The following is a 22314-nucleotide window of genomic DNA, read 5'->3' as shown; positions in this document are numbered from 1 at the left end:
GTCGTCCCTTCGACGTGAGAAGAGGGGATGCGTCCCTCGACCGAGCGGTGAGGGGCGGCCCCTCCGCCCGCGGCTGAGGTGCTCGCACGGGCGGAGGGGAGTCGGCTCAGCCGTCGAGTCGTACGACCCGGACGGCTTGGGCCGGGACCGCGAGGCGGCCCGCGGCGCGCTCACCGGTGAGCAGCTCGGTGCCGGGGGTCTCCAGGGGCACCTCGGCTTCGGCGGCGGTGTGGTTGATCGCGAACAGATAGGTCCCCGACTCACCGGTGCGGCGGACCACTTCGACGTCACGGGGCAGCTCGGCGCGCGGCGCGATGCGGGCGTCCTCGGCGGCCCGGCCGAGCACCGCGTCCAGGCCCGCCGGGCCCAGCCGGGTGGAGACGTACCAGGCGGTTCCCTCGCCGAGGCGGTGCCGGGTGACGGCGGGCCGGCCGGCGGTCAGGCCGTCGGCGTACGTCCACACCGTCTCGGCGCCGCGCGGCACGACGCACTCCGTCCACACGTCGGCATCGAGCGTGGAGCCGTCCGGACCGGTCAGGCGCACCCGCTCGCCCTGGAGGAGCGGTGAGAACTCCTCGACCGTCAGGCCGAGCACGTCGCGCAGCGGACCGGGGTACGCGCCCTCGTGGACGGCGTCGTGCTCGTCGACGATGCCGGAGAAGCAGGAGACGACGAGCGTGCCGCCGTTCTCCACGTAGGCGGTGAGGTTGCGCCCGGCCGCCTCGGTCATCAGGTACAGGGCGGGGACGACGACGAGGGGATGTGCCGACACGTCGGCTTCCGGGTGGGCGAAGTCGACGGTGAGGTGCCGGTCGTACAGGGCCTCGTAGTAGGCGTCGGCGCGTTCGCGGGCGTCGAGGTCCGCGCTGGGGCGCCAGTCGAGGTTCTGCGCCCACCACGAGTGCCAGTCCCACAGGACGGCCGCGTCGGCGGCGGTGCGGGTGCCGCGGACCGGTGCCAGCGACTCCAGGGACGCGCCGAGCCGGACGACCTCGCGCCACACGCGGGTGTCGGTGCCGCCGTGCGGGAGCATCGCCGAGTGGAACTTCTCCGCGCCGCGCCGGGACTGCCGCCACTGGAAGAACAGGGCGCCCTCGGAGCCCCGCGCCACGTGGGCGAGGGAGTTGCGGGCCATCTGGCCGGGCGCCTTGGCCGGGTTGCGGGGCTGCCAGCTGACGCCCGAGGCGGAGTGCTCCAGGAGCAGCCAGGGAGCGCCGCCGGCCACCGAGCGGGTGAGGTCGGCGGCCATGGCGAGGTTGACGTGGGTGCGGCGGCCGTCGGTGATCAGGTAGTGGTCGTTGGTGACCAGGTCGACCTCGCGCCCCCAGGCCCAGTAGTCGACGGAGTCGCACTGACTGAGGGCGGTCATGAAGTTGGTGGTGACCGGGACGCCCGGGGAGAGCCGGTGCAGGATGTCCCGTTCCATGACGAAGTTCTCGCGCATGGTGGCGTCGGCGAAGCGCCGGTAGTCCAGCGCCTGGGCGGGGTTGCCGACGGTGGGGGTGAGCCGGGGCGGGTTGATCTGCTCGAGGTCGGCGTACCGCTGGCCCCAGAACGCGGTCCCCCAGGCCTCGTTGACCTCGTCCACCCCGCCGTAGGCCGTCGCGAGCCAGCGGCGGAAGTGCGCGGCGCAGGAGTCGCAGTAGCACGCCGAGACGGGGACGCCGTACTCGTTGTGGACGTGCCACAGGGCCAGGGCCGGGTGGGCGCCGTAGCGTTCGGCGAGCCGGGTGGTGATGCTCGCGGCGGCGGCCCGGTAGTGGGCGTTGCTGTGGCAGATGGCGCCGCGCGAGCCGAACTCGTGGCGCACGCCGTCGGCGGTGACGGGCAGGGCCTCGGGGTGGGCGCGGTAGAACCAGGCGGGCGGCGCCACCGTGGGCGTGCCCAGGTCGACGCGGATGCCGTGCTCGTGGAGGAGGTCGAGCAGCCGGTCGAGCCAGCCGAAGTCGTAGGCGCCGGGGGCGGGTTCCAGCAGGGCCCAGGAGAAGATCCCGACGCTCACCATCGTGACGCCGGCCTCCCGCATCAGCCGGACGTCCTCCTGCCAGACGCTCTCCGGCCACTGCTCGGGGTTGTAGTCCCCGCCGAAGGCGAGCCCGGCGAGGCCCCTGGGGGTGGTCTCCGGCATGGAATCTCTCCCGAAGTGATCGATCGTTTGGGAACGTGCACACACATGATCGGCGATGCGAGCCCAACATAACCGCACAGCATCAACCATTGACAAGTGTCCGGAACGTTTCTCTACTGTGAACGCTCACAGACACGAGCCCGGCCCGCGCACCATGGCGGGGGCCCAGGTCAGGGGAGAGTTCCATGCCGTACACGAAGCGCCGACGCCTCGTGACATCCGCCGTCGCGGTCACGCTCGGCGCCACCGCACTCGCCGGCTGCGGATCGTCCGGCGACGACGGCGACGCCCGGTCGGGGCCGGTCTCGCTGACGTACTGGACCTGGACACCGGGCATGGACGAGGTCGTCGAGCTGTGGAACGAGGGCCCGGGCAGGAAGGAGCAGATCTCCGTCACGGTGAAGAAGCAGGCGTCCGGCGACACGCTGGTCACCAAGATCCTCACCGCGCACCAGGCGGGCGAGGCGCCCGACCTGGTCCAGGCCGAGTACCAGGCGCTGCCGACCCTGGTCAGCAACGACGCGCTCGCCGACATATCGGCCGAGGTCGAGGACGTGCGGGGCGAGTTCGCCGACGGGGTGTGGCAGCAGACCACGCTGGGCACGGACGCGGTCTACGCGGTGCCGCAGGACATCGGACCGATGATGTTCTACTACCGCGAGGACCTGTTCGAGAAATACGGCCTCGACGTCCCCACCACGTGGGAGGAGTTCGCCGAGACCGCCCGCGCGCTGAAGAAGAAGGCCCCGGACAAGGACCTCACCACCTTCTCCGCCAACGACTCCGGCCTGTTCGCGGGCCTCGCCCAGCAGGCCGGTGCGCGGTGGTGGACGACCGAGGGCGAGAAGTGGAAGGTCGGCATCGACGACCCGGCGACCCGCAAGGTGGCCGACTTCTGGGGCGGGCTGGTCGCGGAAGGCGCGATCGACAACCAGCCCATGTACACCCCGGCCTGGAACAAGGCGCTCGACACCGGCGAGCAGCTCGCCTGGGTCAGCGCCGTGTGGGCCCCCGGCACGCTGACCACGGCCGCGCCCGCCACCAAGGGCAAGTGGGCCATGGCCCCGCTCCCCCAGTGGTCGGCGGGCGAGAGCCGCACCGGCAGCTGGGGCGGCTCCTCCACCGGCGTGACCACGGACTCCGCGCACAAGGAGGCCGCCGCGAAGTTCGCCGCGTGGCTCAACACCGACGAGGCCGCCCTCAACGCGCTGGCCAAGGAGGGCGGCATCTACCCCGCCGCCACCGCCGCCCAGGTCAGCGGCGCGTTCGCCGAACCGCCGGAGTTCTTCTCCAACCAGCCCGACTTCTACACCCGGGCCGCCGAGATAGCGAAGACCACGGCGCCGTCCGCCTGGGGTCCGAACGTCAACGTCGCCTACACGTCCTTCAAGGACGCGTTCGGGGCCGCCGCCAAGAACAGGTCGGACTTCACCGCCGCCCTGCGGACCATGCAGCGGGACACGGTCGCCGACCTGAAGAAGCAGGGCTTCGAGGTCGCTGGATGAGCGGCGCGACGGCACGCCGGAGGCCGTACGGGGCGAAGGGCGCCCCCTACGGTTTCCTCCTCCCGGCGACGGTGCTGTTCCTCCTCTTCTTCGCCCTGCCCATCGGCTACGCGCTCTGGCTGAGCTTCCGCAAGATGGAGGTGTCGGGGCTGGGCCTGGGCGCCGGGGCCCGCACGGAGGTGTGGGCGGGCCTGCGCAACTACACGGACGCCCTCACCGACGGCGAGCTGCTGGCCGGGGCGCTGCGCGTGCTCGGCTACGGCTGCATCGTCGTCCCCGTGATGCTGGGGCTGGCCCTGCTGTTCGCGCTGATGCTCGACGCGGAACGGGTCCGCCTCACCCCCCTCACCCGGCTCGCGATCTTCCTGCCGTACGCCGTCCCCGGTGTCGTGGCCGCCCTGCTGTGGGGCTTCCTCTACCTGCCGGACGTCAGCCCCTTCCACTTCGTGCTCGGCGAGCTGGGGTTGCCGCAGCCTGACCTGCTGGACGGCGGGCCGCTGTATCTCGCGCTGTCGAACATCGCCGTGTGGGGCGGCACCGGCTTCAACATGATCGTCATCTACACCTCGCTGCGGGCCGTCCCGGCGGAGGTGTACGAGGCGGCGAAGCTGGACGGGGCCACCCCGCTCCAGATCGCGCTCCGGATCAAGATCCCGATGGTGGCGCCCTCGCTGGTGCTGACCTTCTTCTTCTCGATCATCGCCACGCTCCAGGTCTTCAGCGAGCCGACCACGCTCAAGCCGCTGACCAACTCGGTGTCCACCACCTGGAGTCCGCTGATGAAGGTGTACCAGGACGCCTTCGGCAACGGGGACGTCCACGCGGCGGCCGCGCAGGCGACCATCATCGCGCTGGCCACCCTGGCGCTCTCCTTCGGCTTCCTGCGCGCCGCCAACCGCCGCACCCGGCAGGAGGCAGCCCGATGAGCACTCTCGCCGTCCGCGGGACCCGGCCGGCGGCGGGCACCACGCCCGGCACCGCCGCGGGGCCGCCGCGCCGCCGGACCGCGCTGGTCCCGACGCTCACCCTGCTGCTGGGCGCGGTGTACTGCCTGCTGCCGGTGGCGTGGGTGGTGATCGCGGCCACCAAGTCGGGCCGGGAGCTGTTCTCCACCTTCACCTTCCTGCCCGGCACCGGGTTCGCCGACAACCTCGCCGACCTCAGCGCCTACCGCGACGGTGTGTACTGGCGGTGGATGGCCAACTCGGCGCTGTACGCCGGGCTGGGCGCCCTGCTGTCCACGGCCGTGTCGGCGGTGAGCGGCTACGCGCTGGCCGTCTACCGCTTCCGCGGCCGGGAGGCGCTGTTCAGCGTGCTGCTGGCGGGCGTGCTGATGCCACCGGTGATCCTCGCCGTGCCGCAGTACCTGCTGCTGGCCGGGGCCGGTCTGACGGACTCGTACCTGTCGGTGCTGCTCCCGCAGATCCTCTCCCCGTACGGCGTGTACCTCGCGCGGATCTACGCCGCGGCGGCCGTGCCCGCCGACGTGGTGGAGGCCGGGCGGATGGACGGGGCCGGCGAGTGGCGGATCTTCACCCGGATCGCGCTGCCGATGATGGTGCCGGGGCTGGTGACGGTGTTCCTGTTCCAGTTCGTGGCCGTGTGGAACAACTTCCTGCTGCCGTACATCATGCTCAGCGACGACGAGCGGTTCCCGATCACGCTCGGCCTGCACACGCTGCTGGAGCAGGGGGCCAGCACGCCCGCGCTGTACACGCTGGTGATCACCGGCGCGTTCCTCGCGGTGGTGCCGCTGGTCGCGCTGTTCCTGGTCGTCCAGCGGTTCTGGAGCCTCGACCTGCTGTCCGGAGCCGTAAAGTCATGACCATGAGCAACACGGGGGGCCGGCGCCGCGCACCGACGATCCACGACGTGGCCCGTGAGGCCGGGGTCTCGCGGGGCACCGTCTCACGGGTGCTCAACGGCGGGCACTACGTCAGCCCGGCCGCGCAGGAGGCGGTCAACGCGGCGATCCGCAGAACGGGTTACGTCGTCAACCGGCACGCCCGCTCGCTGATCACCGGCCGCTCGGACTCGGTCGGCTTCCTGCTCACCGAGCCGCAGGAGCGGTTCTTCGAGGACCCCAACTTCAACGTCCTGCTGCGCGGCTGCACCCAGGCGCTGGCCGCGCACGACATCCCGCTGCTGCTGATGCTGGCCGGGACGGACGCCGAACGGCGGCGCATCACCCGCTACATCACCGCGGGCCACGTCGACGGCGTGCTGCTGGTCTCCAGCCGCTCCGGCGACCCGGTCGCCGAGGAGCTGCGGGCGGCGGGCGTGCCGCTGGTGGCGTGCGGCAAGCCGATCGGGCTGGGTTCCAAGGTCAGCTATGTGGCGGCGGACGACCGGGACGGCGCCCGGGAGATGGTGGGCCATCTGCTGTCGCTGGGCCGGCGCCGGGTGGGCGTGGTGACCGGCCCGCCGGACACCCCGGGCGGTGTCGAGCGGCTCGCCGGGTACCGGGAGGTGCTCGCCGAGGCGGGGATCGAGGCCGACGAGCGGCTCGTCGTCTCCGGCGACTACAGCCGGGCCAGCGGCGAGGCGGGCGCGGAGCGGCTGCTGGCCCGGGCGCCCGACCTGGACGCGGTGTTCGTCGCCTCGGACCTGATGGCGCAGGGCGTGCTGACGGCCCTGCAACGGGCGGGGCGGCGGGTGCCGGAGGACGTCGCGGTCGGCGGGTTCGACGACTCCCCCGCGGCCGTGGCGGCCAGCCCGCGGCTGACGACCATCCGGCAGCCCTGGGACCGGATCAGCTCGGAGATGGTCCGGGTGCTGCTGGCGCAGATCGGCGGGGACGACCCGGCGGCGGTGATCCTGCCGACGGAACTGGTGCGGCGGGAATCGACCTGAGGTCCGGCGGAGCACCGGCGGGCTGCGGAGAACCTCCCGGCCCGCCCCGGTCCGGGAGGGGCGCCGACTTCCGGAAAGCCTAGTTGCACAGTCAACCAGTGGCGGTCGTGGTGTTACCGTGCAGATATGGCAGGCACGGCGGCCACTGCGGCCGGTGGACGGCTCGAGGAGCGGTGGCGGGAGATCCTCGCGGTGCACGCGCGCACGATGTGCGAGATAGACCGTGAGCTGCACCCCCACGGCCTGGGCGCGAGCGACTTCGAGGTGCTCGACATCCTCGCCTCGGCGCCCGGGGAGGGCGGCCACTGCCGGGTGCAGAACCTCGTCGGACGGGTGCACCTGAGCCAGAGTGCGCTGTCCCGGCTCATCGCCCGGCTGGAGCGGGACGGACTCGTTCAGCGGTCCGTGTGCGCCGAGGACCGGCGCGGGGTGTACGTGGCACTCACCGGCAAGGGCCGCGACGTGCACGCCCGGGTGCTGCCGTTGCAGCGGGCCGCGCTGGAGCGGTCGCTGGGCGACGGCTGATCCGCCGCCCGGCGCGCGCGTCGGGGGCCGGGGGCCTACGGACGTGCCAGCAGCGTGCGCACGCCCTCCGAGGTGAGGGTCAGACGGTGCTCGGAGCCGGCGTCGATCGACAGCGACAGGTCGTCGGCGGGCCACTGCGCGGCGAGGGCACCCAGCGGCACCATGCGGTAGCGGGAGACGAACGGCAGCAGGTCGGCCATCTCCAGCTCCGAGGTGAACACGGGCACCACCTGCCCGCCGCCCGACTGCTCCAGCACCGGCAGGGCCAGCGTGGCGGGGTTCGCGGCGTCCTCGTCGCTGGCGTCGTCCGGCACCGGTACGAGCACGTCGCTGCTCGCCAGCGTGTCGAGCGCCGCCGTGTTCTCGGTGTTCTCGGCGAGCGCGTCCAGCGCCCGCTGGGCGGGCGTGACGGTGTTGTCGTTCGCGGGTGTCTCCATGGCAGGTTCCCTGGTAGCGGCGGTCGTGCGGCCCGCCCCGGCATGATCGGCACGGGCGCGGTCCGTCCACGCGTACCCGGTCGCCGCCCGAGCAATCCCCTTCGGCCACCCTTCGGCCAACCAATGAAACGAAAGCGCCCGGCATGATCCGATGTGGTCGGGTTCGATCGGACGGGCGGGAGGTGAGTACCGCCGCCCCGGCGGTTACCCGGAACGCGCACGCAGGTCGGACCACGGACCGGGAGATGTGCTCATGTCCCACACCACGAGCGCCCGCGAGGTGGTGGACGCCATCAAGGACGTCGACTTCCCCGCGGGCAAGGACGAACTGATCCAGGCGGCACGCAAGGCCGGCGCCTCGCAGGAGGCGGTCAAGGCACTGCGCGGCATTCCGCCGGAGAACTACGCCAACCGCGACGAGGTGGCCCGGTCGGTGCGCGTGGACCCCGACTCCGACCTCGGCACCTCCCCCGCGCAACGCGCCGAGCAGGCCCGGGCCGGCGGCCGGCCGGGCCAGTCCCAGCACCTGCGCGAGGTGCCCGAGCCGCCGGTCCAGGAGGAACTGCACCGAGACCGCTGACGCCCCGCCCCCGGGCCGCGCCGGCTCCGCCGCGCGGCCCGGGGCCGGCCCACCGCCGTACGCGCCGTCGTGGCACACCGTGCCGCAGCGTGACGCGGCACGGCGTCGCAATCTTCCGCAACCTTCCGGGCAATCCGTATGTCTCACCCAATACCTGAACATGCGCACCCTGGGGGGACACAATGCGACGAAGCAGATCAGCATGGGTGACGGCCGCTCTCGCGAGCGCCGCGCTCGTCCCGGCCACGGTCGCGGCCGGCGCCGCCCCGCTCGCCACGGCGCCCGCCGCGGCCCGCACCACGGCCTGCCCCACCGGCTGGGGCAGCCTCCCCGAGACCCGGACCACGGGCACGGCGATCCCGGTCACGAACGTGCGCACAGGACGCCACGCCTGCTTCGACCGGCTGGTCGTCGACGTCCCCGGCGCGAAGGCCGGCCGGCTCGGCCACACCGTCGGGTACGTCGACCGGCTCCACCAGCCCGGCTCCGGCCGCCCCCTCCCCGTCGCCGGCGGCGCCGTGCTGGAGATCCGGGTGACGGCGCCCGCCTACCGGCCGGAGACCGGCACACCCACGTATCCCGGCCGGGTGGGCCGCCCGCTCCCGGGCGTCGACCTCGACGGCCACCGCACCTTCCGGGACGCCCGGTTCGGGGGCAGCTTCGAGGGCGAGACCCAGTTCGGGCTCGGCGTGCGCGCCCGACTGCCGTTCCGCGTGCTGACGCTGGACGGGCGCCTCGTCGTGGACGTCGCCCACAACTGGACCGGCGCCCGCTGACCGGCTCGCCGACAGGCCCCGCCGAACAGCCCACCGACAGGCCCACCGGCAGGCGTCCACCGGCGGAACCGGCCGGGCTCCACGAGCCCGGCCGGTTCCGTGCGACCCCCGTTGATCGATCACCCCGGCGGTGTGGTTAACATATGAGCGCCGCCTAGCTCGAAAGATGCGAACTGTGACTGTCAACGACGACTCGTTCACCAACTGGAAGAACCGCGAGGAGATCGCGGAGTCGATGATCCCGATGATCGGGAAGCTGCACCGGGAGCGGGACGTCACGGTCCTGCTGCACAGCCGTTCCTTGGTGAACAAGTCGGTGGTCAGCATCCTGAAGACCCACCGGTTCGCCCGGCAGATCGCCGGCGCGGAGCTGTCGGTCACCGAGACGCTGCCCTTCCTCCAGGCCCTGACCACCCTCGACCTGGGCCCGTCCCAGATCGACATCGGCATGCTCGCCGCGACGTACAAGGACGACGACCGGGGCCTGTCGATCGCGGAGTTCACCGCCGAGGCCGTGGCCGGTGCCACGGGCGCCGACAAGATCGACCGCCGTGAGCCGCGCGACGTCGTGCTCTACGGCTTCGGCCGCATCGGCCGTCTCGTCGCCCGCCTGCTCATCGAGAAGACCGGCTCGGGCAACGGCCTGCGGCTGCGCGCGATCGTCGTGCGCGGCGGTGCGGGACGGGCCGGGGAGGATCTCGTCAAGCGCGCCTCGCTGCTGCGCCGTGACTCCATCCACGGCCAGTTCCAGGGGACGATCACGGTCGACGAGGCGAACAGCGCGATCGTCGCCAACGGCAACGCCATCAAGGTGATCTACGCCGACGACCCGACGCAGGTCGACTACACGGCGCACGGCATCAAGAACGCCATCCTCATCGACAACACCGGCAAGTGGCGCGACCGCGAGGGCCTGTCCAAGCACCTGCGCCCCGGCATCGACAAGGTCGTGCTGACCGCGCCGGGCAAGGGCGACGTCCCCAACATCGTGCACGGCGTCAACCACGACACGATCAAGCCCGACGAGCAGATCCTGTCCTGCGCCTCCTGCACCACCAACGCGATCGTGCCGCCGCTGAAGGCGATGGACGACGAGTTCGGCGTGCTGCGCGGGCACGTGGAGACCGTCCACTCCTTCACCAACGACCAGAACCTGCTGGACAACTACCACAAGGCCGACCGTCGCGGCCGTTCGGCGCCGCTGAACATGGTCATCACCGAGACCGGTGCGGCCTCCGCCGTCACCAAGGCCCTTCCGGACCTCAAGGCGAGGATCACCGGCAGCTCGATCCGCGTCCCCGTGCCGGACGTCTCGATCGCGATCCTCAACCTCCAGCTCGCCCGCGAGACCAGCCGCGAGGAGGTCCTCGACCACCTCCGCGAGGTGTCGCTGACCTCGCCGCTGAAGCGTCAGATCGACTTCATCGCCGCCCCCGACGCGGTCTCCAGCGACTTCATCGGCTCGCGCCACGCCTCGATCGTCGACGCCGGCGCGACCAAGGTCGAGGGCGACAACGCGATCCTCTACCTCTGGTACGACAACGAGTTCGGCTACTCCTGCCAGGTCGTCCGCGTCGTCCAGCACGTCTCGGGCGTGGAGTACCCGACGTACCCGGCGCCGGCGGTCTGACAACCGCCGCACGACGGAAGCCCGTGCGGCACGGCGGTCAGGTCCGTGCCGCACGGGCGTTCAGCGGGCCGGGCCGCCGGCCCCGGTGATCCGGGCCACGGCCTCGGCGGCCAGGGCCCACCCGTGCGGCTCGCGGGTCAGGGCCCGGTGCAGGGTCAGCCCCTCGATCAGGGCGTCGAGCTGCCGGGCCGTGTCCGGGTCGAAGTGCTTCTCCAGGTGGACCCGGCTGCGCCGCATCCACTCCTGGGTGAGTTCCCGGTACGCGGGCCGGCGGGCCGGCGGGCCGCGAGGATGTACAGCTCCTGGGTGAGCGCCAGGTCCCGCCGCTCCCCGTCGGAGAGGGCGTGCACCAGGTCGGTGACCGCCTCCCGCGCCTCCTCGGGACCGGCCGGGCCGGCCAGGTGCGCGTCGAAGACGGCGACGATGTGGTCGGTGAACCGGGCGAACGCCTCGCGCAGCAGGTCGTCGATGCCGTCGAAGTGATAGGTCATCGACCCGAGCGGGACGGCGGCGCGTGAGGCGGTCTTCCGATGGGAGACGCCCGCGACGCCCTCCTCGGCGATCAGCTCCAGCGTGGCCGCGAGGATGCGCTGCGGCGCCGCGGGTCGGTGTGTCCGGTGGCCACGGGGGCGGGCTCACAGCTCCCGGACCACACGGGCCGGACTGCCCACGGCGACGACGCGCGCGGGCACGTCCCCGGTGACCACCGCGCCGGCGCCGATCACCGAGTCGAGCCCCGATGGTGACGCCGGGCAGCACGATGGCGCCGCCGCCGAGCCACACGTTGTTCCCGATGGTGACCGGCCGGGCCGCCTCCAGCTTGTCGCGCCGGGGCCCCGGCTCCAGGGACGCCGAGGCCGCCCGCCCGGTCCCGGGTCGTCGGCGATGTAGAGGTCACCGGCCGTCATGCGCTCCCAGTTCGAGCGCGGGTCCTGTGCGAAGTGGTCCGTCGTCGCCGTGCGTACGACACTCAGCGCCTGTCCGGGGGGCCGCCCCGGCGCGTCCGGCCCTCTCCGGCGCCGCGGGGTCAGGCGCGCAGCCACACCGCCGTGTCGCGCGGCAGACGGCCGTCGCCGTCGAGCGGGCCGCTGGTGAGCAGCACCCGCTCGTGCGGCGGCAGGGCGACGGACGGCTCGGCGAGGTTGACCACGCACAGCAGCCCGTGCCCTCTGCCGAAGGCCAGGACGCCCTCCTCGGCGGGCAGCCAGGTCAGCGGGCCGTCGCCGAAGCCCTCGCCCGCCCGGCGCAGCGACAGAGCCTCCCGGTACAGCGAGAGCATCGAGTCGGGGTCCGTGCGCTGCCGGTCCACGGCGTAGCGGGACCAGTCCGCCGGCTGGGGCAGCCACGGCTCGGTCCTCGACCCGAAGCCGCACCACGGCTCGTCGGCCGCCCAGGGCATCGGCACCCGGCAGCCGTCTCGTCCGGGGTCGGTGCCGCCGGAGCGGAAGTGCATCGGGTCCTGGATGCGGTCCAGGGGGATGTCGGCCTCGGGGAGCCCGAGTTCCTCGCCCTGGTAGAGGTAGACGGAGCCGGGCAGGGCGAGGGTCAGCAGGGCGGCGGCGCGGGCGCGGCGCGTTCCGAGGGCGAGGTCGGTCGGGGTGCCGAAGGCCTTGGCCGCGAAGTCGAAGCCGGTCTCCTCGCGTCCGTACCGGGTGACGGTGCGGGTGACGTCGTGGTTGCTGAGCACCCAGGTCGCGGGTGCGCCGACGGGGGCGTGCTCGGCGAGCGTGGCGTCGATGGTGCGGCGCAGCCGCTCCGGGTCCCAGGGGCAGGTGAGGTAGTTGAAGTTGAAGGCGGTGTGCAGTTCGTCGGGGCGCAGGTACCGGGCGAAGCGTTCGGCGTCGGGCAGCCAGACCTCGCCGACGAACATGCCGCCGTACTCGTCGGCTATGGCGCGCCAGGAGCGGTAGATGTCGTGCAGTTCGTCCTGGTCGATGTACGGGTGGGGATCGACGCCCTCCCGGAAGTCGGCGAGGGCGGGGTCCTTGACGAGCAGGGCGGCGGAGTCGATGCGCACGCCCGCCACGCCGCGGTCGAACCAGAAGCGCAGGATGTCCTCGTGCTCCCGGCGGACGTCGGGGTGGGCCCAGTTGAGGTCGGGCTGTTCGGGGGCGAACAGGTGCAGGTACCACTCGCCGTCGGGGAGGCGGGTCCAGGTGCTCCCCGCGAACTGCGACGGCCAGTCGTTGGGCGGGAGTTCGCCGCCCGGCCCGCGGCCGGGCCGGAAGTGGAAGCGCTCCCGCTCGGGGCTGCCGGGTCCGGCGGCGAGGGCGGCGCGGAACCAGGCGTGCTGGTCGGAGACGTGGTTGGGGACGATGTCGACGATGACCCGGATGCCCAGCTCCGCCGCGTCGGCGATCAGCTTCTCGGCCTCGTCGAGGGTGCCGAAGGCCGGGTCGATGGCGCGGTAGTCGGCGACGTCGTAGCCGCCGTCGACCAGCGGGGAGGCGTACCAGGGGGTGAACCAGACGGCGTCGACACCGAGGGTGGCGAGGTGGGGCAGCCTCGACCGGACGCCCGCGAGGTCCCCGGTGCCGTCGCCGTCGCCGTCGGCGAAGCTGCGTGGGTACACCTGGTAGATGACGGCGTCGCGCCACCAGTCGTCGGTGCGGGGCGGGAGAGGGGCTGCCACGTTGCGGTTCCTTTCGGGCAGGGTGGATCTTCGCCGCCGGCCAGGAGGCGGGGCGTCGGACGGGCCGGCGGCGAAGGCGTGGACACGGCGCCAGGGGCGGGGGTTCGGGGCGTCAGCCCTTGAGCCCGCCGGCGGTGAGGCCGCTCATGATGTTGCGCTGGAAGATCAGGAAGATCAGCAGGGTGGGCAGCGACGCGATCGTGAGCGCGGCGATCAGCACGTTCACGGGGACGCCGTTGGAGAGCGAGTAGATGCCGACGTTGAGGGTCTGAAGGGCCGGGTCGGGGAGGGTGAGCATCGGCCAGAGGAAGTCCTTCCAGACCCCGACGACGGCGAAGATGGAGACGACGCCGAGGATGGGCCGGGAGATCGGCAGCACCACCGACCACAGGGTGCGCATCGGGCTCGCACCGTCCATGGCGGCGGCGTCCAGCAGTTCCTTGGGGATCGAGTCGAAGAACCGCTTGAGCAGGAAGATGTTGAAGGCGTTCGTCACCGACGGCAGCCAGATCGCCCAGGGGGTGTTGAGCAGGTTGCGCTCGACGACGGGCACGTCGAGCACGGTGAGGTACTGCGGTACGACGAGGACGGTCGCGGGGATCATCAGCGTCGCCAGCATCATGCCGAGGACGGCCTTGCCGAAGACGGGGCGGAGCTTGGAGAGCGAGTAGGCCGCGGCGACGTCCAGGACGAGCTGGAAGGCCAGGGCGCCGAAGGCGTAGTACAGGGTGTTGAACAGCAGCCTGGCCAGGTCCATGACCTCCCAGGCCCGGCTGTGGTTGCCGGCCTCGAAGGAGCCGGGGACCAGGGTCGGCGGGGTCCGGATCACCTCCTGGGCGTCCTTGAAGCCGCTGGAGACCAGCCAGTACAGGGGGCCGAGGAACACGAGGGTGAAGCCGCCGACGACGACGGCGAACGTCAGCCAGTACAGGGCCCTGCCCCGGGGCCGGGCGAGTTGGGCCGGCGAAATGAGCGTGCGTGCGGACATGCTGGGTCTCCCGGGTCCTACTCGTTCTCGGCGCGGCTGAGCCTGACGTACGCCGCCGAGAACCCGGCGAGGAGTACGAGCAGGAGCAGGCCGAGGGCCGCCGCGGCGCCGTAGTCGTTGAAGTTGAAGGCGTACTGGTAGATGAGGTACACGACCGTCGTGGTCGATCCCTCGGGGCCGGCGCCGCCGGTGAGCAGGAAGGGTTCGACGAAGACCTGCATGGTGGCGATGATCTGCATGAGCAGCATCAGGGACAGGACGAGCCGCGTCTGCGGGATCGTGACGTGCCAGATCTTCCGGAGCACCCCCGCGCCGTCCAGTTCGGCGGCCTCGTACAGTTCGCCGGGGATGCCCTGGAGCGCCGCGAGGTAGATCAGGGCGGCGCCGCCCATGTTCATCCAGGTCGAGGCGATGACGACGGAGAGCATCGAGATGTCGGGGTCCTGGAGCCACTGCTGCTCCGGGGCGCCGAAGAACCCGAGCATCTCGTTGAGCAGCCCGTACCCCGGGTCGTAGAGGTACTTGAACAGCAGCACCGAGGCGACCGGGGGCAGCATGACGGGCAGGTAGACCAGCAGGCGCAGGTAGCCCTTGCCGTGCCGGAACTCGTTGATCACCACGGCGACCACGAACGGCACCGCGAAGCCGAGGAGCAGTGCGAGGACCGTGAACAGCAGGGTGTTGCGCCAGGCCTGCCAGAACGCCGGGTCGTTGAAGACCGTGGCGAAGTTGTCCAGCCCCACCCAGGAGACCTCGCCGCCGTCCGTCTTCTGGAAGGCCAGGAAGAACTCGCGGATCATCGGGTACCACGAGAACAGCGCGAAGCAGATCACCGCGCCGATGAGGAATCCGTGGGCGGTGAGGTTGCGCCGCAGGCTGCGGCCGAGGCGTCCGCCGGGGGGCCCGGGGTCCGCTGCGGGCGGCGGGGTGCGGCGGTGACTGGCCGCCTTTCTCGGGGTGACGCTGGGGGCCGACATCGTCGCTCCTTGCTGCTGGTCTGCCGGGGTGCTGTCGCGGACGCCGCGGATGACCGGGGGCCGTGCCGCCCGGGGGGCGGCGCCCGGCGGGGTCAGGAGGAAGTCCCGCCCCGCCGGGGTCCGGTCACTGGTGGGCGAGGACCCGGTTCACCTGGTCCTCGGCCGTGTCCAGCAGCTTGTCGATGTCGGCGTCCTCGTTGGTGAGGATGCCGGACATGACGTTGTCCAGGACCTTGTAGATCTCCTGCGCCTTCGGCGGTTCGGCCTTGCCCGGGACGGGGTCGTCCATGAACGCCTTGAAGTTGGCGACCGGCATCGTGGCGTGCTCCACGCGCGCGGCGTCGTCCTTCTTCTTCGACTCGCCCTGCCAGAAGTTGGGCTGCGGGATGCCGACCGGCAGGCCGTCGGCCTTGGTGCGCGCCCAGTCGAACTGCCCCTCGCCGACCGTGAGGTTCTTGAAGTTCAGCCAGGCGATCGCGGCCTTGATCTTGTCGCCGGAGATCCCCTTCTTGATCATGTAGCTGTTGCCGCCGGCGAGGGTGTTCCGGCCCCCGGGGATCGGCCCCATGCCGAAGTCGCGGTACTCGGCACCGAGTTGCTGGACCATGTAGGCGATGTCGTCGGGCGCCGCGAGGAACATGCCGAGCTTGTCGGTGGCCATCTGCTTCTGGAGGTCGCCCCACTTCAGCAGCTGGGTCTTGCCCATGCTGTCGTCCTGCCAGCGCATGGCGTGCAGGTTCTCGGCGATCTGCCGGCCCTGCTCGGTGTTGAACGCGGCCTTCCTGCCGCTGTCGTCGACGATGTCGCCGCCGATGCTGTACATCTGCGCGGTGAAGTGCCAGCCGCCGGTGTTGCCCGCGCTGTACTCGCCGAAGCCGGCGATGCCGTCGCCGAGGGCGGCGATCTTCTTGGCCGCGGCGCGGACCTCCTCCCAGGTGCGCGGCGGTGTGTCGGGATCGAGGCCGGCCCGCTCGAAGAGCTTGCGGTTGATCAGCAGGCCCATGGTGTAGTTGCTGGTGGGCAGGCCGTAGAGCTTGCCGTCCTGCTCGAGCGTGCCGAGGACGTCCGGGTCGATGTCGTCCAGCAGCGGCACCGTCTTGTCGTTGACGTACGCGCTGATGTCCTCGGCGCCGTCGTGCGTGAGCACCTGCGGCAGGTCGGTGAAGTAGGTGTAGAACACGTCCGGCTGGGACTTGGCCTTCAGCATGGCGGTGAACCGCGGGGGCTCCAGGCACTGTCCGGGGGTGGAGCGGCCCTCGACGGTGACGTTGGGGTAGGTCTTGTTGAACTCCTCGACGTCCTCCTTCCACTGCTTCAGCTCGGCCGCCTTCGCCGCCGGGGGCATGCAGTCGATGGTGATGGTGACCTTCGTCTTCGGGTCCAGCGGGGCCGCGGGGTCCGAGGACCCGCCGCCGGAGGATCCGGAGTCGCCGCTGCTGCTGCTCGTGCCGCAGGCGGCCAGCGCGGTGAGCGTGAGCGCGGAGACGAGGGTCATGGTGCCCGCACTGCGGACACGGCGGAACCGAGCACTTCTCATGGGTGACCCCTTCGGGCATGAACGTGGAAGGCGCCCCACCGCCGATGCGTTGTGGGGCGCCGCTCACTCAACCACCACGGACAAGTGGACGCAATATCTCGCGCTGATTTCGTAAATGATTGACAGTCATGCGGGAATCGCCGCGCGCAAACCGACGGCCTGGGCCGTGGAGGCGCGGACCACCAGCTCGGGCTCGAACAGCAGCTCGCGGTGCGGCACGTCCGCGCCCTGGATCTGGGACGCCAGCAGCTCGACCGCCGCGCGCCCCATCGCCTCGATCGGCTGACGCACCGTGGTCAGCGGGGGCTCGGTGCAGGTCATGAACGCGGAGTCGTCGTAGCCGACCACGGACACGTCGTCCGGCACCCGCAGACCGCGCCGGCGCGCGGCCCGCACCGCCCCCAGGGCCAGGGGGTCGCTGGCGCAGACGATCCCCGTCACCCCGCGCTCCAGCAGGCGCGAGGCCGCCGCCTGCCCGCCCTCCAGGGAGAACATCGACCGTTCCACGAAGGCGTCGTCCAGCCGGCCGCCGGCGGCCCGCGCGGCGGCCCGGAGCCTGCGCCCGGAGGGGATGTGGTCCGCGGGGCCGAGCACGAGCCCGATCCGCTCGTGCCCCAGCGACACCAGATGGCGCCAGGACTGCTCCGTCGCCACGGCGTCGTCGCAGGCCACACAGGGGAAGTCGAGCCCCTCGATGGCCGCGTTCACCAGCACCACCGGGATACGCCGCTCGGCGAGCAGCCGGTAGTGCGCGTGCGGCGCGTCGGCCTGCGCGAAGAGCCCTCCCGCGAAGACGACGCCGGAGACCTGCTGCTGGAGGAGCAGTTCGACGTAGTCCGCCTCCGAGACGCCGCCCTTGGTCTGGGTGCACAGCACCGGGGTCAGCCCCTGCTGCGCGAGCGCGCTGCCGATCACCTCGGCGAACGCCGGGAAGATCGGGTTCTGCAACTCGGGCAGGACCAGGCCCACCAGCCGGGCCCGCTCCCCGCGCAGTTGCGTCGGACGCTCGTAGCCCAGCACGTCCAGCGCCGTGAGCACCGACTGCCGGGTCGACTCCGAGACCCCGGGCTTGCCGTTGAGGACCCGGCTGACCGTGGCCTCGCTGACCCCAACCTTCTTCGCCACCTGAGCAAGTCGTCGCGTCATACGCGCAAGCGTAGCGCAAGCCCCGCAAGGACTTGCGCTACGCGTTTCAGCCGAGATTGCCTGCTGGGTCTGCTGCCGGCCTCCTAGGGGTTTCGGATGATCGTGAAGGTGGAGGTGGTGTTGCGGATGTCCACGGCGTTGTCGCTCAGCCGCAGGTTGTGGAAGACGACCTCACCGACGGGCGGCCCCTCCCCCGGTTCCGGCATCTCGTTCGCCCACAGGCCGAAGCCCGATTTGGCGTCGAAGGCGTCGCCGCTCTTGCGCGCCCCCGTGACGGTCACGTCCGTGAAGACGGTGTCCTTGATGGGGTACTGCGGCTGTCCTCCCACGTAGTCCGTCTGGAACATGATCCCGCTGTAGGTGGGGTCGACGATGTCGACGTTGTTCACGCGGATGCCCTGGAAGACCTTCGAGGCGGAGAACACCCAGATCCCGGGGAAGGTCTGGCCTCCCCAGAAGTGCCCGCCGGCCCGCACGATCGAGATGTTCTCGAACGTGGTCGGGTCGGGGCCGAACCCGTTCATCGGATAGCCGAAGTCCAGGGACGAGATGGTGATGCCCGAGTAGACGAGGGTGTCGGCGATACGGATGTTGCGGAAGGTGTTGTTGTAGCCGCCGTACACGGCGACCCCGGCCGCCCGCCAGGTGAGCGTGGACGTCAGGTTCTCGTACAGGTTGTTCTTCATGTCCGCGCCGCCGGCGTCGATCGCCGAGAAGAGGGCGAAGCTGTCGTCGCCGGTGGCCCGGGCGTCGTTGTTGACGACGCGGTTGTCCGTCGAGCCGTTGGTCATGTTGACGGCGTCGGCGAACGTGTTGCGGATCCGGGAGTTCTTGACGGTGACCCGGTCGGTGTTGGCGCCCCAGTACAGGCACACCATGTGCTCGCTCCAGATGTTGTCGATCACGATGTCCGACACGTTCTGGAAGTCGAACACCTTGCCCGGGCCGTCGATGCGCGTGGTGTAGTTGCCGAAGTAGGCGAAGTCCGCGAACACCGAGCCCTTGGCGGAGGCGTCGGCCCGGAAGCCGACGTCGGTGTTCTCCTGCTCCCGGGGGGCGTGGAACCTGGTGAACCACGGCCCGGCCCCGACCACCTTCACCGCCTTGCCGTACACCTGGAACTTGCCCGTCGTGCGGTAGTCGCCCGGCGGCAGGTACACGCCGGCCAGCGTGCCCGTGCCGTCCATCCGGACCCGGTCCAGGGCGTTCTGCACGTCCTGGTGGCCGAAGCCGGCCGGTACGACGTAGGCGGCCGGGTCGGGGTTGGCCACCGGCGCGGCCTGTTCGAGGTCCACGAAGTCGATCGCGTAGGTGGAGGTGTTGGCCGCGTCCTTCTGGAGCCGGATCTTCGACCCCGCCGGGACGGTCTCGCCGAGCATGAGGTGCGCCTCGTCGTAGATGTGCCGCGGCGGGCCCGCCCCGGGCGAGTTGCCGGGTGCGGCCTCGGCCCCGTACAGCCAGGCGTACCGGGACGTCAGCGGCATCGCCTTCTTCAGCACGCCGTCGACGTAGACGTCGAGCGTGGCGTCGATGCCCCCGCCGCCGGGCGCATCCGGGATCGAGAAGCGGGTGACGAGGGTGTTGGTGCTCGCCTTGGCCGTGAACTCGACGTACTCGCCGGTGGCGTCCAGAAGGACGGCCTGGCGGCCGGACGCCTCGCCCGCGATGTCGCCGACGGTCCGGTTGGGCCCGACCACCTCGGCGCCGCCGCCGGCCACGGCGTCCTCCGCCTCGTAGGTGTCGTAGGGCATGTCGGCGCCGCGCCCGACGTACAGGGGCCGCGTGGAGGTGTTGTTCTCGCGCTTGGCCGGGACCTCCTCGGTGTCCGGGGCGACGGCGACCTTCAGGGTGTAGGAGCCGTCGGCGGCCTTCCACGTCCCGAGGGTCACGGCGGGTGCGGTGTCGCCGGCGCCGATGACACCGCTGTGGGTGCCGGTCAGGGTCTTGACGGTGGAGCCGCCGGAGTCGGTCACGGTGAGGGTGATGGCGTGGTCGCCTCCCGCGGTGGCGACGGTCCCCTGGTTCTTCAGGGCCACCTCGAACGTCACGTCGTCGCCCGCGGCCGGGGAGGACGGCGAGGTGGTGACCGAGGCGGCGACCAGGTCCGCGCTCTCCACCGGCCTGACCACGAGGGCGTCCGGGCTGACGTGGGTGTTGTTCGTCTCGTTCTCCTCGACGACCTGCTCCTCCTCGTCGGCCACGGCGCTCAGCTCGTACGATCCCGCCTCGCGGGTCCCGAGGGACGCGGTGACCGTGGTCTGCTGCCCCGCGCCGAGGGCTTCGACCCGGGCGGTGGCGACGGTCGTGCCGCCGAGCCGCACCGCGACCTCGCTCTGCGGCGCGCCGGCCGTGCCGCCGTTGCGGACCGTGGCGGCGACGGAGATCTCGTCCGACTCCACGGGCGAGGCCGGCGAGGCCACGAGCTCGGTGACCTCGAGGTCCGGGTTGGGTGCGGGCACCCCCATCACCTGGAAGTCCGCGATCTGACCGGCCGTCGCCCCGCTGTTGGCGGTGAACCGCAGCCGGACGTCGGCGACCCGCTTCCCGACGGGAACGGTGACGCTGTTGCGGTCCCGCGCCGGATCGAAGACGTACTCCTCCGCGCCGACCAGGGAGGTGAAGCCGGAGGCGTCCTGCTCGCGTCCGAGGACCTCGATGGTCTGGGTGCGCCTGCCCCAGCCCGGGTCGAGGCGCAGTACCAGCCGGTCGACGTCGGCGTTGGCCCCGAGCCGGACCGTGAGCGTGTTCGGGTAGGAGCCGGCGGCGCCCTCCCAGTAGGTCCCGGTGTCGTTGTCGTTGGCGTTCTCCGCGACGTACGTGTGGATCACCGAGGAGGCGGAGATCGGCTTGCCGACGGCCAGGTCGGAGGCCTGGCCGCTGCCGTTGCGGGTCACGCTGTTGCTGTTCGGCGACTGGTTGCCCGCGGCGTCCCGGGCCCGCACGTGGTAGGTGACGGTCGCCGAGGCGGGCTGGGTGTCGGTCCAGGTGGTCACGTCGCCCGCGACGGAGGCGCGCTTGGCGTTGTTGGCGTAGATGTCGTAGCCGGTGACGCCCTTGTCGTCCACGGACGCGCCCCAGGTGAGTGCGATCCGTCCGGTCTCGGGCTCGGTGAGGGTCAGATGGGCCGGGGCGGTGGGCGCCTCGGTGTCGCCGTCGTCCCCGGGGCGGGTGACGGTGTTGCTGTCCGGGGACTGGTTGCCCGCCGCGTCCCTGGCGCGCACGGTGTAGCTGACGCGGGTGCCGGGCGGCCGGGTGTCGGTGTAGGCGGTGACGTCTCCCGCGACGGAGGTGAGCAGGTCGCCGTCGGCGTACACGTCGTAGCCGGTGACGCCGGTGTCGTCCGCGGCCGGGTCCCAGGTCAGCCGGATCTTTCCGGTCTCGGGCTCGGTCAGGGCCAGGTTCTTCGGGGCGGTGGGCGCCTCGGTGTCGCCGGTGGCGGGCCCGTACACCTCCAGTTCGGATATCTGTGCGGCCGGCTGGACGCTGTTGGCGGTGACGAGGACGCGCACGTAGCGCGTGGTGAGCGCGTCGAAGGTGAGGTCCGCCGCGTTGCCGGTGCGGGCGTCGAAGGTGTACTGCCTGCTCGCGGTCAGGTCGGTGAAGTCCGAGCCGTCGGTGCTGCCCTGGAGCTTCAGCGTCTGCGTGCGCGCGGGCCACCCGGCGGGGAGCCCGATCACGACGCGGTCGATCCGCCGCGTTGAGCCGAGGTCGGTCTGGAGCCACTGCGGCAGGGCGTGGTTGCGGCTCTCCCAGTAGGTGGCCCGGTTGCCGTCGCCGGCGCCCGCCGCCGTGTAGACCTCCGTGTGGCTGCTCGCGGTGAACGCCCGTCCGCGGGCGAGGTTCTCCGACGACTCCCCCGCCGCGTGGACCTGGAGTTCCGACAGCTGGGCGGCCTGCCAGCCGGTGTTGGCGGTGATCGCCACGCGGACGTACCGGGTCTGCGCGGCCGGGAAGCCCACCCGGACGGTGTTGCCGGAGCCCGGGTCGAAGGCGTACGAGGCCGGTGCCTTGAGGGTGGTGAAGCCGGTGCCGTCGGCGCTGCCCTGCACGGACAGCGTCTGGCTGCGCTTCTCCCAGCCGGCCGGCAGTTTCAGCACGACCTCGTCCACCCGGTTGGTGGTGCCGAGGTCGGTCTGCACCCACTGGGGCAGGTCGCTGCCGGCGCTCTGCCAGTAGGTGGACTGGTTGCCGTCGGTGATGTTCGCCGCGGGGTACTCACCGTGGGAGCTGCTCGCCGCCGCGGGGGCTCCCGCGGCGAGGTCGGGTCCCCCGGCCGCCGAGGCGGGGTCGGCCAGCAGGCCGCCGAGGGCCAGCAGGCCGGTGGCCAGCACGGCGCACAGGGTCCGTGACGGTCGTCCTCGGGGTGTCGACGGGCGCCGGCGGGCCGTCGGTGGGCGGGTGCCGGTCGTCGGTGGGTGTGTGCGGGTTGTCATGCGTCCCCGATCTCGGCCCCGCCGCGGAGGGCGGGGCCCGTCAGTGGGAGGGGTGGACGCGGGGGGGGGGGGGGGGGGGGGGGAAGAGAGGGGGGGGGGGGGGGGGGCCGGGAGAACCCGTCGGGGGGGTGTGTTTTCTTCTTGACTCGAGAGACAAGCCGGGGAGA

The 22314-nt window shown here is 71.8% G+C and carries 16 protein-coding genes and 2 pseudogenes; 8 read left to right on the top strand and 10 right to left on the bottom strand.

What is annotated here, in order from left to right; all coding sequences use genetic code 11:
• Positions 1–106: 106 nt before the first annotated feature.
• On the bottom strand, positions 107–2128 hold the full coding sequence (locus ACZ45Q_RS24385) for a beta-galactosidase (RefSeq protein WP_468264945.1): 2022 nt from the start codon (positions 2126–2128) through the stop codon (positions 107–109).
• A gap of 185 nt (positions 2129–2313) precedes the next feature.
• On the opposite strand from ACZ45Q_RS24385, the gene ACZ45Q_RS24380 reads away from it, so the two are divergent.
• The 5 genes from ACZ45Q_RS24380 (at position 2314) to ACZ45Q_RS24360 (ending at position 7011) form a co-directional block, all read left to right on the top strand.
• Positions 2314–3633 carry an ABC transporter substrate-binding protein gene (locus tag ACZ45Q_RS24380; protein ID WP_468264943.1) on the top strand — a complete coding sequence of 440 codons (1320 nt, stop codon included), beginning with the start codon at positions 2314–2316 and terminating at the stop codon, positions 3631–3633.
• A complete protein-coding gene (locus ACZ45Q_RS24375) occupies positions 3630–4559 on the top strand; it encodes a carbohydrate ABC transporter permease (protein ID WP_468264941.1) in 930 nt (309 codons plus the stop codon). Before ACZ45Q_RS24380 ends, ACZ45Q_RS24375 begins: the two co-directional genes overlap by 4 nt.
• Positions 4556–5458: a carbohydrate ABC transporter permease gene (locus ACZ45Q_RS24370; RefSeq protein WP_468264939.1), complete on the top strand. Its 903-nt coding sequence runs from the start codon at positions 4556–4558 to the stop codon at positions 5456–5458. The genes ACZ45Q_RS24375 and ACZ45Q_RS24370 overlap by 4 nt, the downstream gene beginning before the upstream one ends.
• The gene (locus ACZ45Q_RS24365; protein WP_468264937.1) at positions 5455–6486 is read left to right on the top strand and encodes a LacI family DNA-binding transcriptional regulator; all 1032 of its coding nucleotides are present in this window, start codon (positions 5455–5457) and stop codon (positions 6484–6486) included. Before ACZ45Q_RS24370 ends, ACZ45Q_RS24365 begins: the two co-directional genes overlap by 4 nt.
• 126 nt (positions 6487–6612) lie before the next feature.
• Complete coding sequence (locus ACZ45Q_RS24360; protein WP_468264935.1) at positions 6613–7011, top strand: MarR family winged helix-turn-helix transcriptional regulator; 399 nt, start codon at positions 6613–6615, stop codon at positions 7009–7011.
• 35 nt (positions 7012–7046) lie between these two features.
• On the opposite strand, the gene ACZ45Q_RS24355 is transcribed toward ACZ45Q_RS24360, so the two are convergent.
• On the bottom strand, positions 7047–7448 hold the full coding sequence (locus ACZ45Q_RS24355; protein ID WP_468264933.1) for an SseB family protein: 402 nt from the start codon (positions 7446–7448) through the stop codon (positions 7047–7049).
• Positions 7449–7701: 253 nt separating this feature from the next.
• Here ACZ45Q_RS24355 and ACZ45Q_RS24350 point away from each other — a divergent pair, with 253 nt between their 5' ends.
• The 3 genes from ACZ45Q_RS24350 to ACZ45Q_RS24340 all read left to right on the top strand — a co-directional run bounded on the left by ACZ45Q_RS24350 (position 7702) and on the right by ACZ45Q_RS24340 (position 10434).
• On the top strand, positions 7702–8028 hold the full coding sequence (locus ACZ45Q_RS24350; RefSeq protein ID WP_468264931.1) for a DUF2795 domain-containing protein: 327 nt from the start codon (positions 7702–7704) through the stop codon (positions 8026–8028).
• A gap of 182 nt (positions 8029–8210) precedes the next feature.
• On the top strand, positions 8211–8804 hold the full coding sequence (locus tag ACZ45Q_RS24345) for an AMIN-like domain-containing (lipo)protein (RefSeq protein WP_468264929.1): 594 nt from the start codon (positions 8211–8213) through the stop codon (positions 8802–8804).
• Between the two features lie 175 nt (positions 8805–8979).
• On the top strand, positions 8980–10434 hold the full coding sequence (locus ACZ45Q_RS24340; protein ID WP_468264927.1) for a glyceraldehyde-3-phosphate dehydrogenase: 1455 nt from the start codon (positions 8980–8982) through the stop codon (positions 10432–10434).
• 60 nt (positions 10435–10494) lie between these two features.
• On the opposite strand, the pseudogene ACZ45Q_RS24335 reads toward ACZ45Q_RS24340, so the two are convergent.
• From ACZ45Q_RS24335 to ACZ45Q_RS24300, 8 genes and pseudogenes are all read right to left on the bottom strand, one after another.
• Positions 10495–11059: pseudogene (locus tag ACZ45Q_RS24335) on the bottom strand (TetR/AcrR family transcriptional regulator).
• A gap of 10 nt (positions 11060–11069) precedes the next feature.
• A pseudogene (locus ACZ45Q_RS24330) lies at positions 11070–11342 on the bottom strand (DapH/DapD/GlmU-related protein).
• Between the two features lie 119 nt (positions 11343–11461).
• A complete protein-coding gene (locus ACZ45Q_RS24325) occupies positions 11462–13066 on the bottom strand; it encodes a glycoside hydrolase family 13 protein (RefSeq protein WP_468264925.1) in 1605 nt (534 codons plus the stop codon).
• A 112-nt stretch (positions 13067–13178) separates the two neighbouring features.
• Complete coding sequence (locus ACZ45Q_RS24320; RefSeq protein WP_468264923.1) at positions 13179–14054, bottom strand: carbohydrate ABC transporter permease; 876 nt, start codon at positions 14052–14054, stop codon at positions 13179–13181.
• Between the two features lie 17 nt (positions 14055–14071).
• Positions 14072–15031 (bottom strand): carbohydrate ABC transporter permease, encoded by a 960-nt coding sequence (locus ACZ45Q_RS24315; RefSeq protein ID WP_468264921.1) that lies wholly within the window; start codon positions 15029–15031, stop codon positions 14072–14074.
• Between the two features lie 124 nt (positions 15032–15155).
• Positions 15156–16568: an ABC transporter substrate-binding protein gene (locus tag ACZ45Q_RS24310; protein ID WP_468264919.1), complete on the bottom strand. Its 1413-nt coding sequence runs from the start codon at positions 16566–16568 to the stop codon at positions 15156–15158.
• A 126-nt stretch (positions 16569–16694) separates the two neighbouring features.
• On the bottom strand, positions 16695–17714 hold the full coding sequence (locus ACZ45Q_RS24305; protein ID WP_468264917.1) for a LacI family DNA-binding transcriptional regulator: 1020 nt from the start codon (positions 17712–17714) through the stop codon (positions 16695–16697).
• An 83-nt stretch (positions 17715–17797) separates the two neighbouring features.
• Complete coding sequence (locus ACZ45Q_RS24300; protein ID WP_468264915.1) at positions 17798–22045, bottom strand: discoidin domain-containing protein; 4248 nt, start codon at positions 22043–22045, stop codon at positions 17798–17800.
• Positions 22046–22314: the final 269 nt, after the last annotated feature.

This window comes from Streptomyces sp. NPDC031049 (assembly GCF_055571015.1).
Note: the sequence above shows the minus strand (reverse complement) of the source record. Positions and strands in the feature narration are given on the sequence as shown.

Excerpts from the sequence above, each read along its gene's own strand:
- ACZ45Q_RS24350 (WP_468264931.1), top strand. The coding sequence starts at position 7,702 with ATGTCCCACACCACGAGCGCCCGCGAGGTGGTGGACGCCATCAAGGAC.
- ACZ45Q_RS24380 (WP_468264943.1), top strand. The coding sequence starts at position 2,314 with ATGCCGTACACGAAGCGCCGACGCCTCGTGACATCCGCCGTCGCGGTC.
- ACZ45Q_RS24320 (WP_468264923.1), bottom strand. The coding sequence starts at position 14,054 with ATGTCCGCACGCACGCTCATTTCGCCGGCCCAACTCGCCCGGCCCCGG.
- ACZ45Q_RS24360 (WP_468264935.1), top strand. The coding sequence starts at position 6,613 with ATGGCAGGCACGGCGGCCACTGCGGCCGGTGGACGGCTCGAGGAGCGG.
- ACZ45Q_RS24370 (WP_468264939.1), top strand. The coding sequence starts at position 4,556 with ATGAGCACTCTCGCCGTCCGCGGGACCCGGCCGGCGGCGGGCACCACG.
- ACZ45Q_RS24355 (WP_468264933.1), bottom strand. The coding sequence starts at position 7,448 with ATGGAGACACCCGCGAACGACAACACCGTCACGCCCGCCCAGCGGGCG.
- ACZ45Q_RS24305 (WP_468264917.1), bottom strand. The coding sequence starts at position 17,714 with ATGACGCGACGACTTGCTCAGGTGGCGAAGAAGGTTGGGGTCAGCGAG.
- ACZ45Q_RS24365 (WP_468264937.1), top strand. The coding sequence starts at position 5,455 with ATGACCATGAGCAACACGGGGGGCCGGCGCCGCGCACCGACGATCCAC.
- ACZ45Q_RS24315 (WP_468264921.1), bottom strand. The coding sequence starts at position 15,031 with ATGTCGGCCCCCAGCGTCACCCCGAGAAAGGCGGCCAGTCACCGCCGC.
- ACZ45Q_RS24385 (WP_468264945.1), bottom strand. The coding sequence starts at position 2,128 with ATGCCGGAGACCACCCCCAGGGGCCTCGCCGGGCTCGCCTTCGGCGGG.
- ACZ45Q_RS24375 (WP_468264941.1), top strand. The coding sequence starts at position 3,630 with ATGAGCGGCGCGACGGCACGCCGGAGGCCGTACGGGGCGAAGGGCGCC.
- ACZ45Q_RS24345 (WP_468264929.1), top strand. The coding sequence starts at position 8,211 with ATGCGACGAAGCAGATCAGCATGGGTGACGGCCGCTCTCGCGAGCGCC.
- ACZ45Q_RS24310 (WP_468264919.1), bottom strand. The coding sequence starts at position 16,568 with ATGAGAAGTGCTCGGTTCCGCCGTGTCCGCAGTGCGGGCACCATGACC.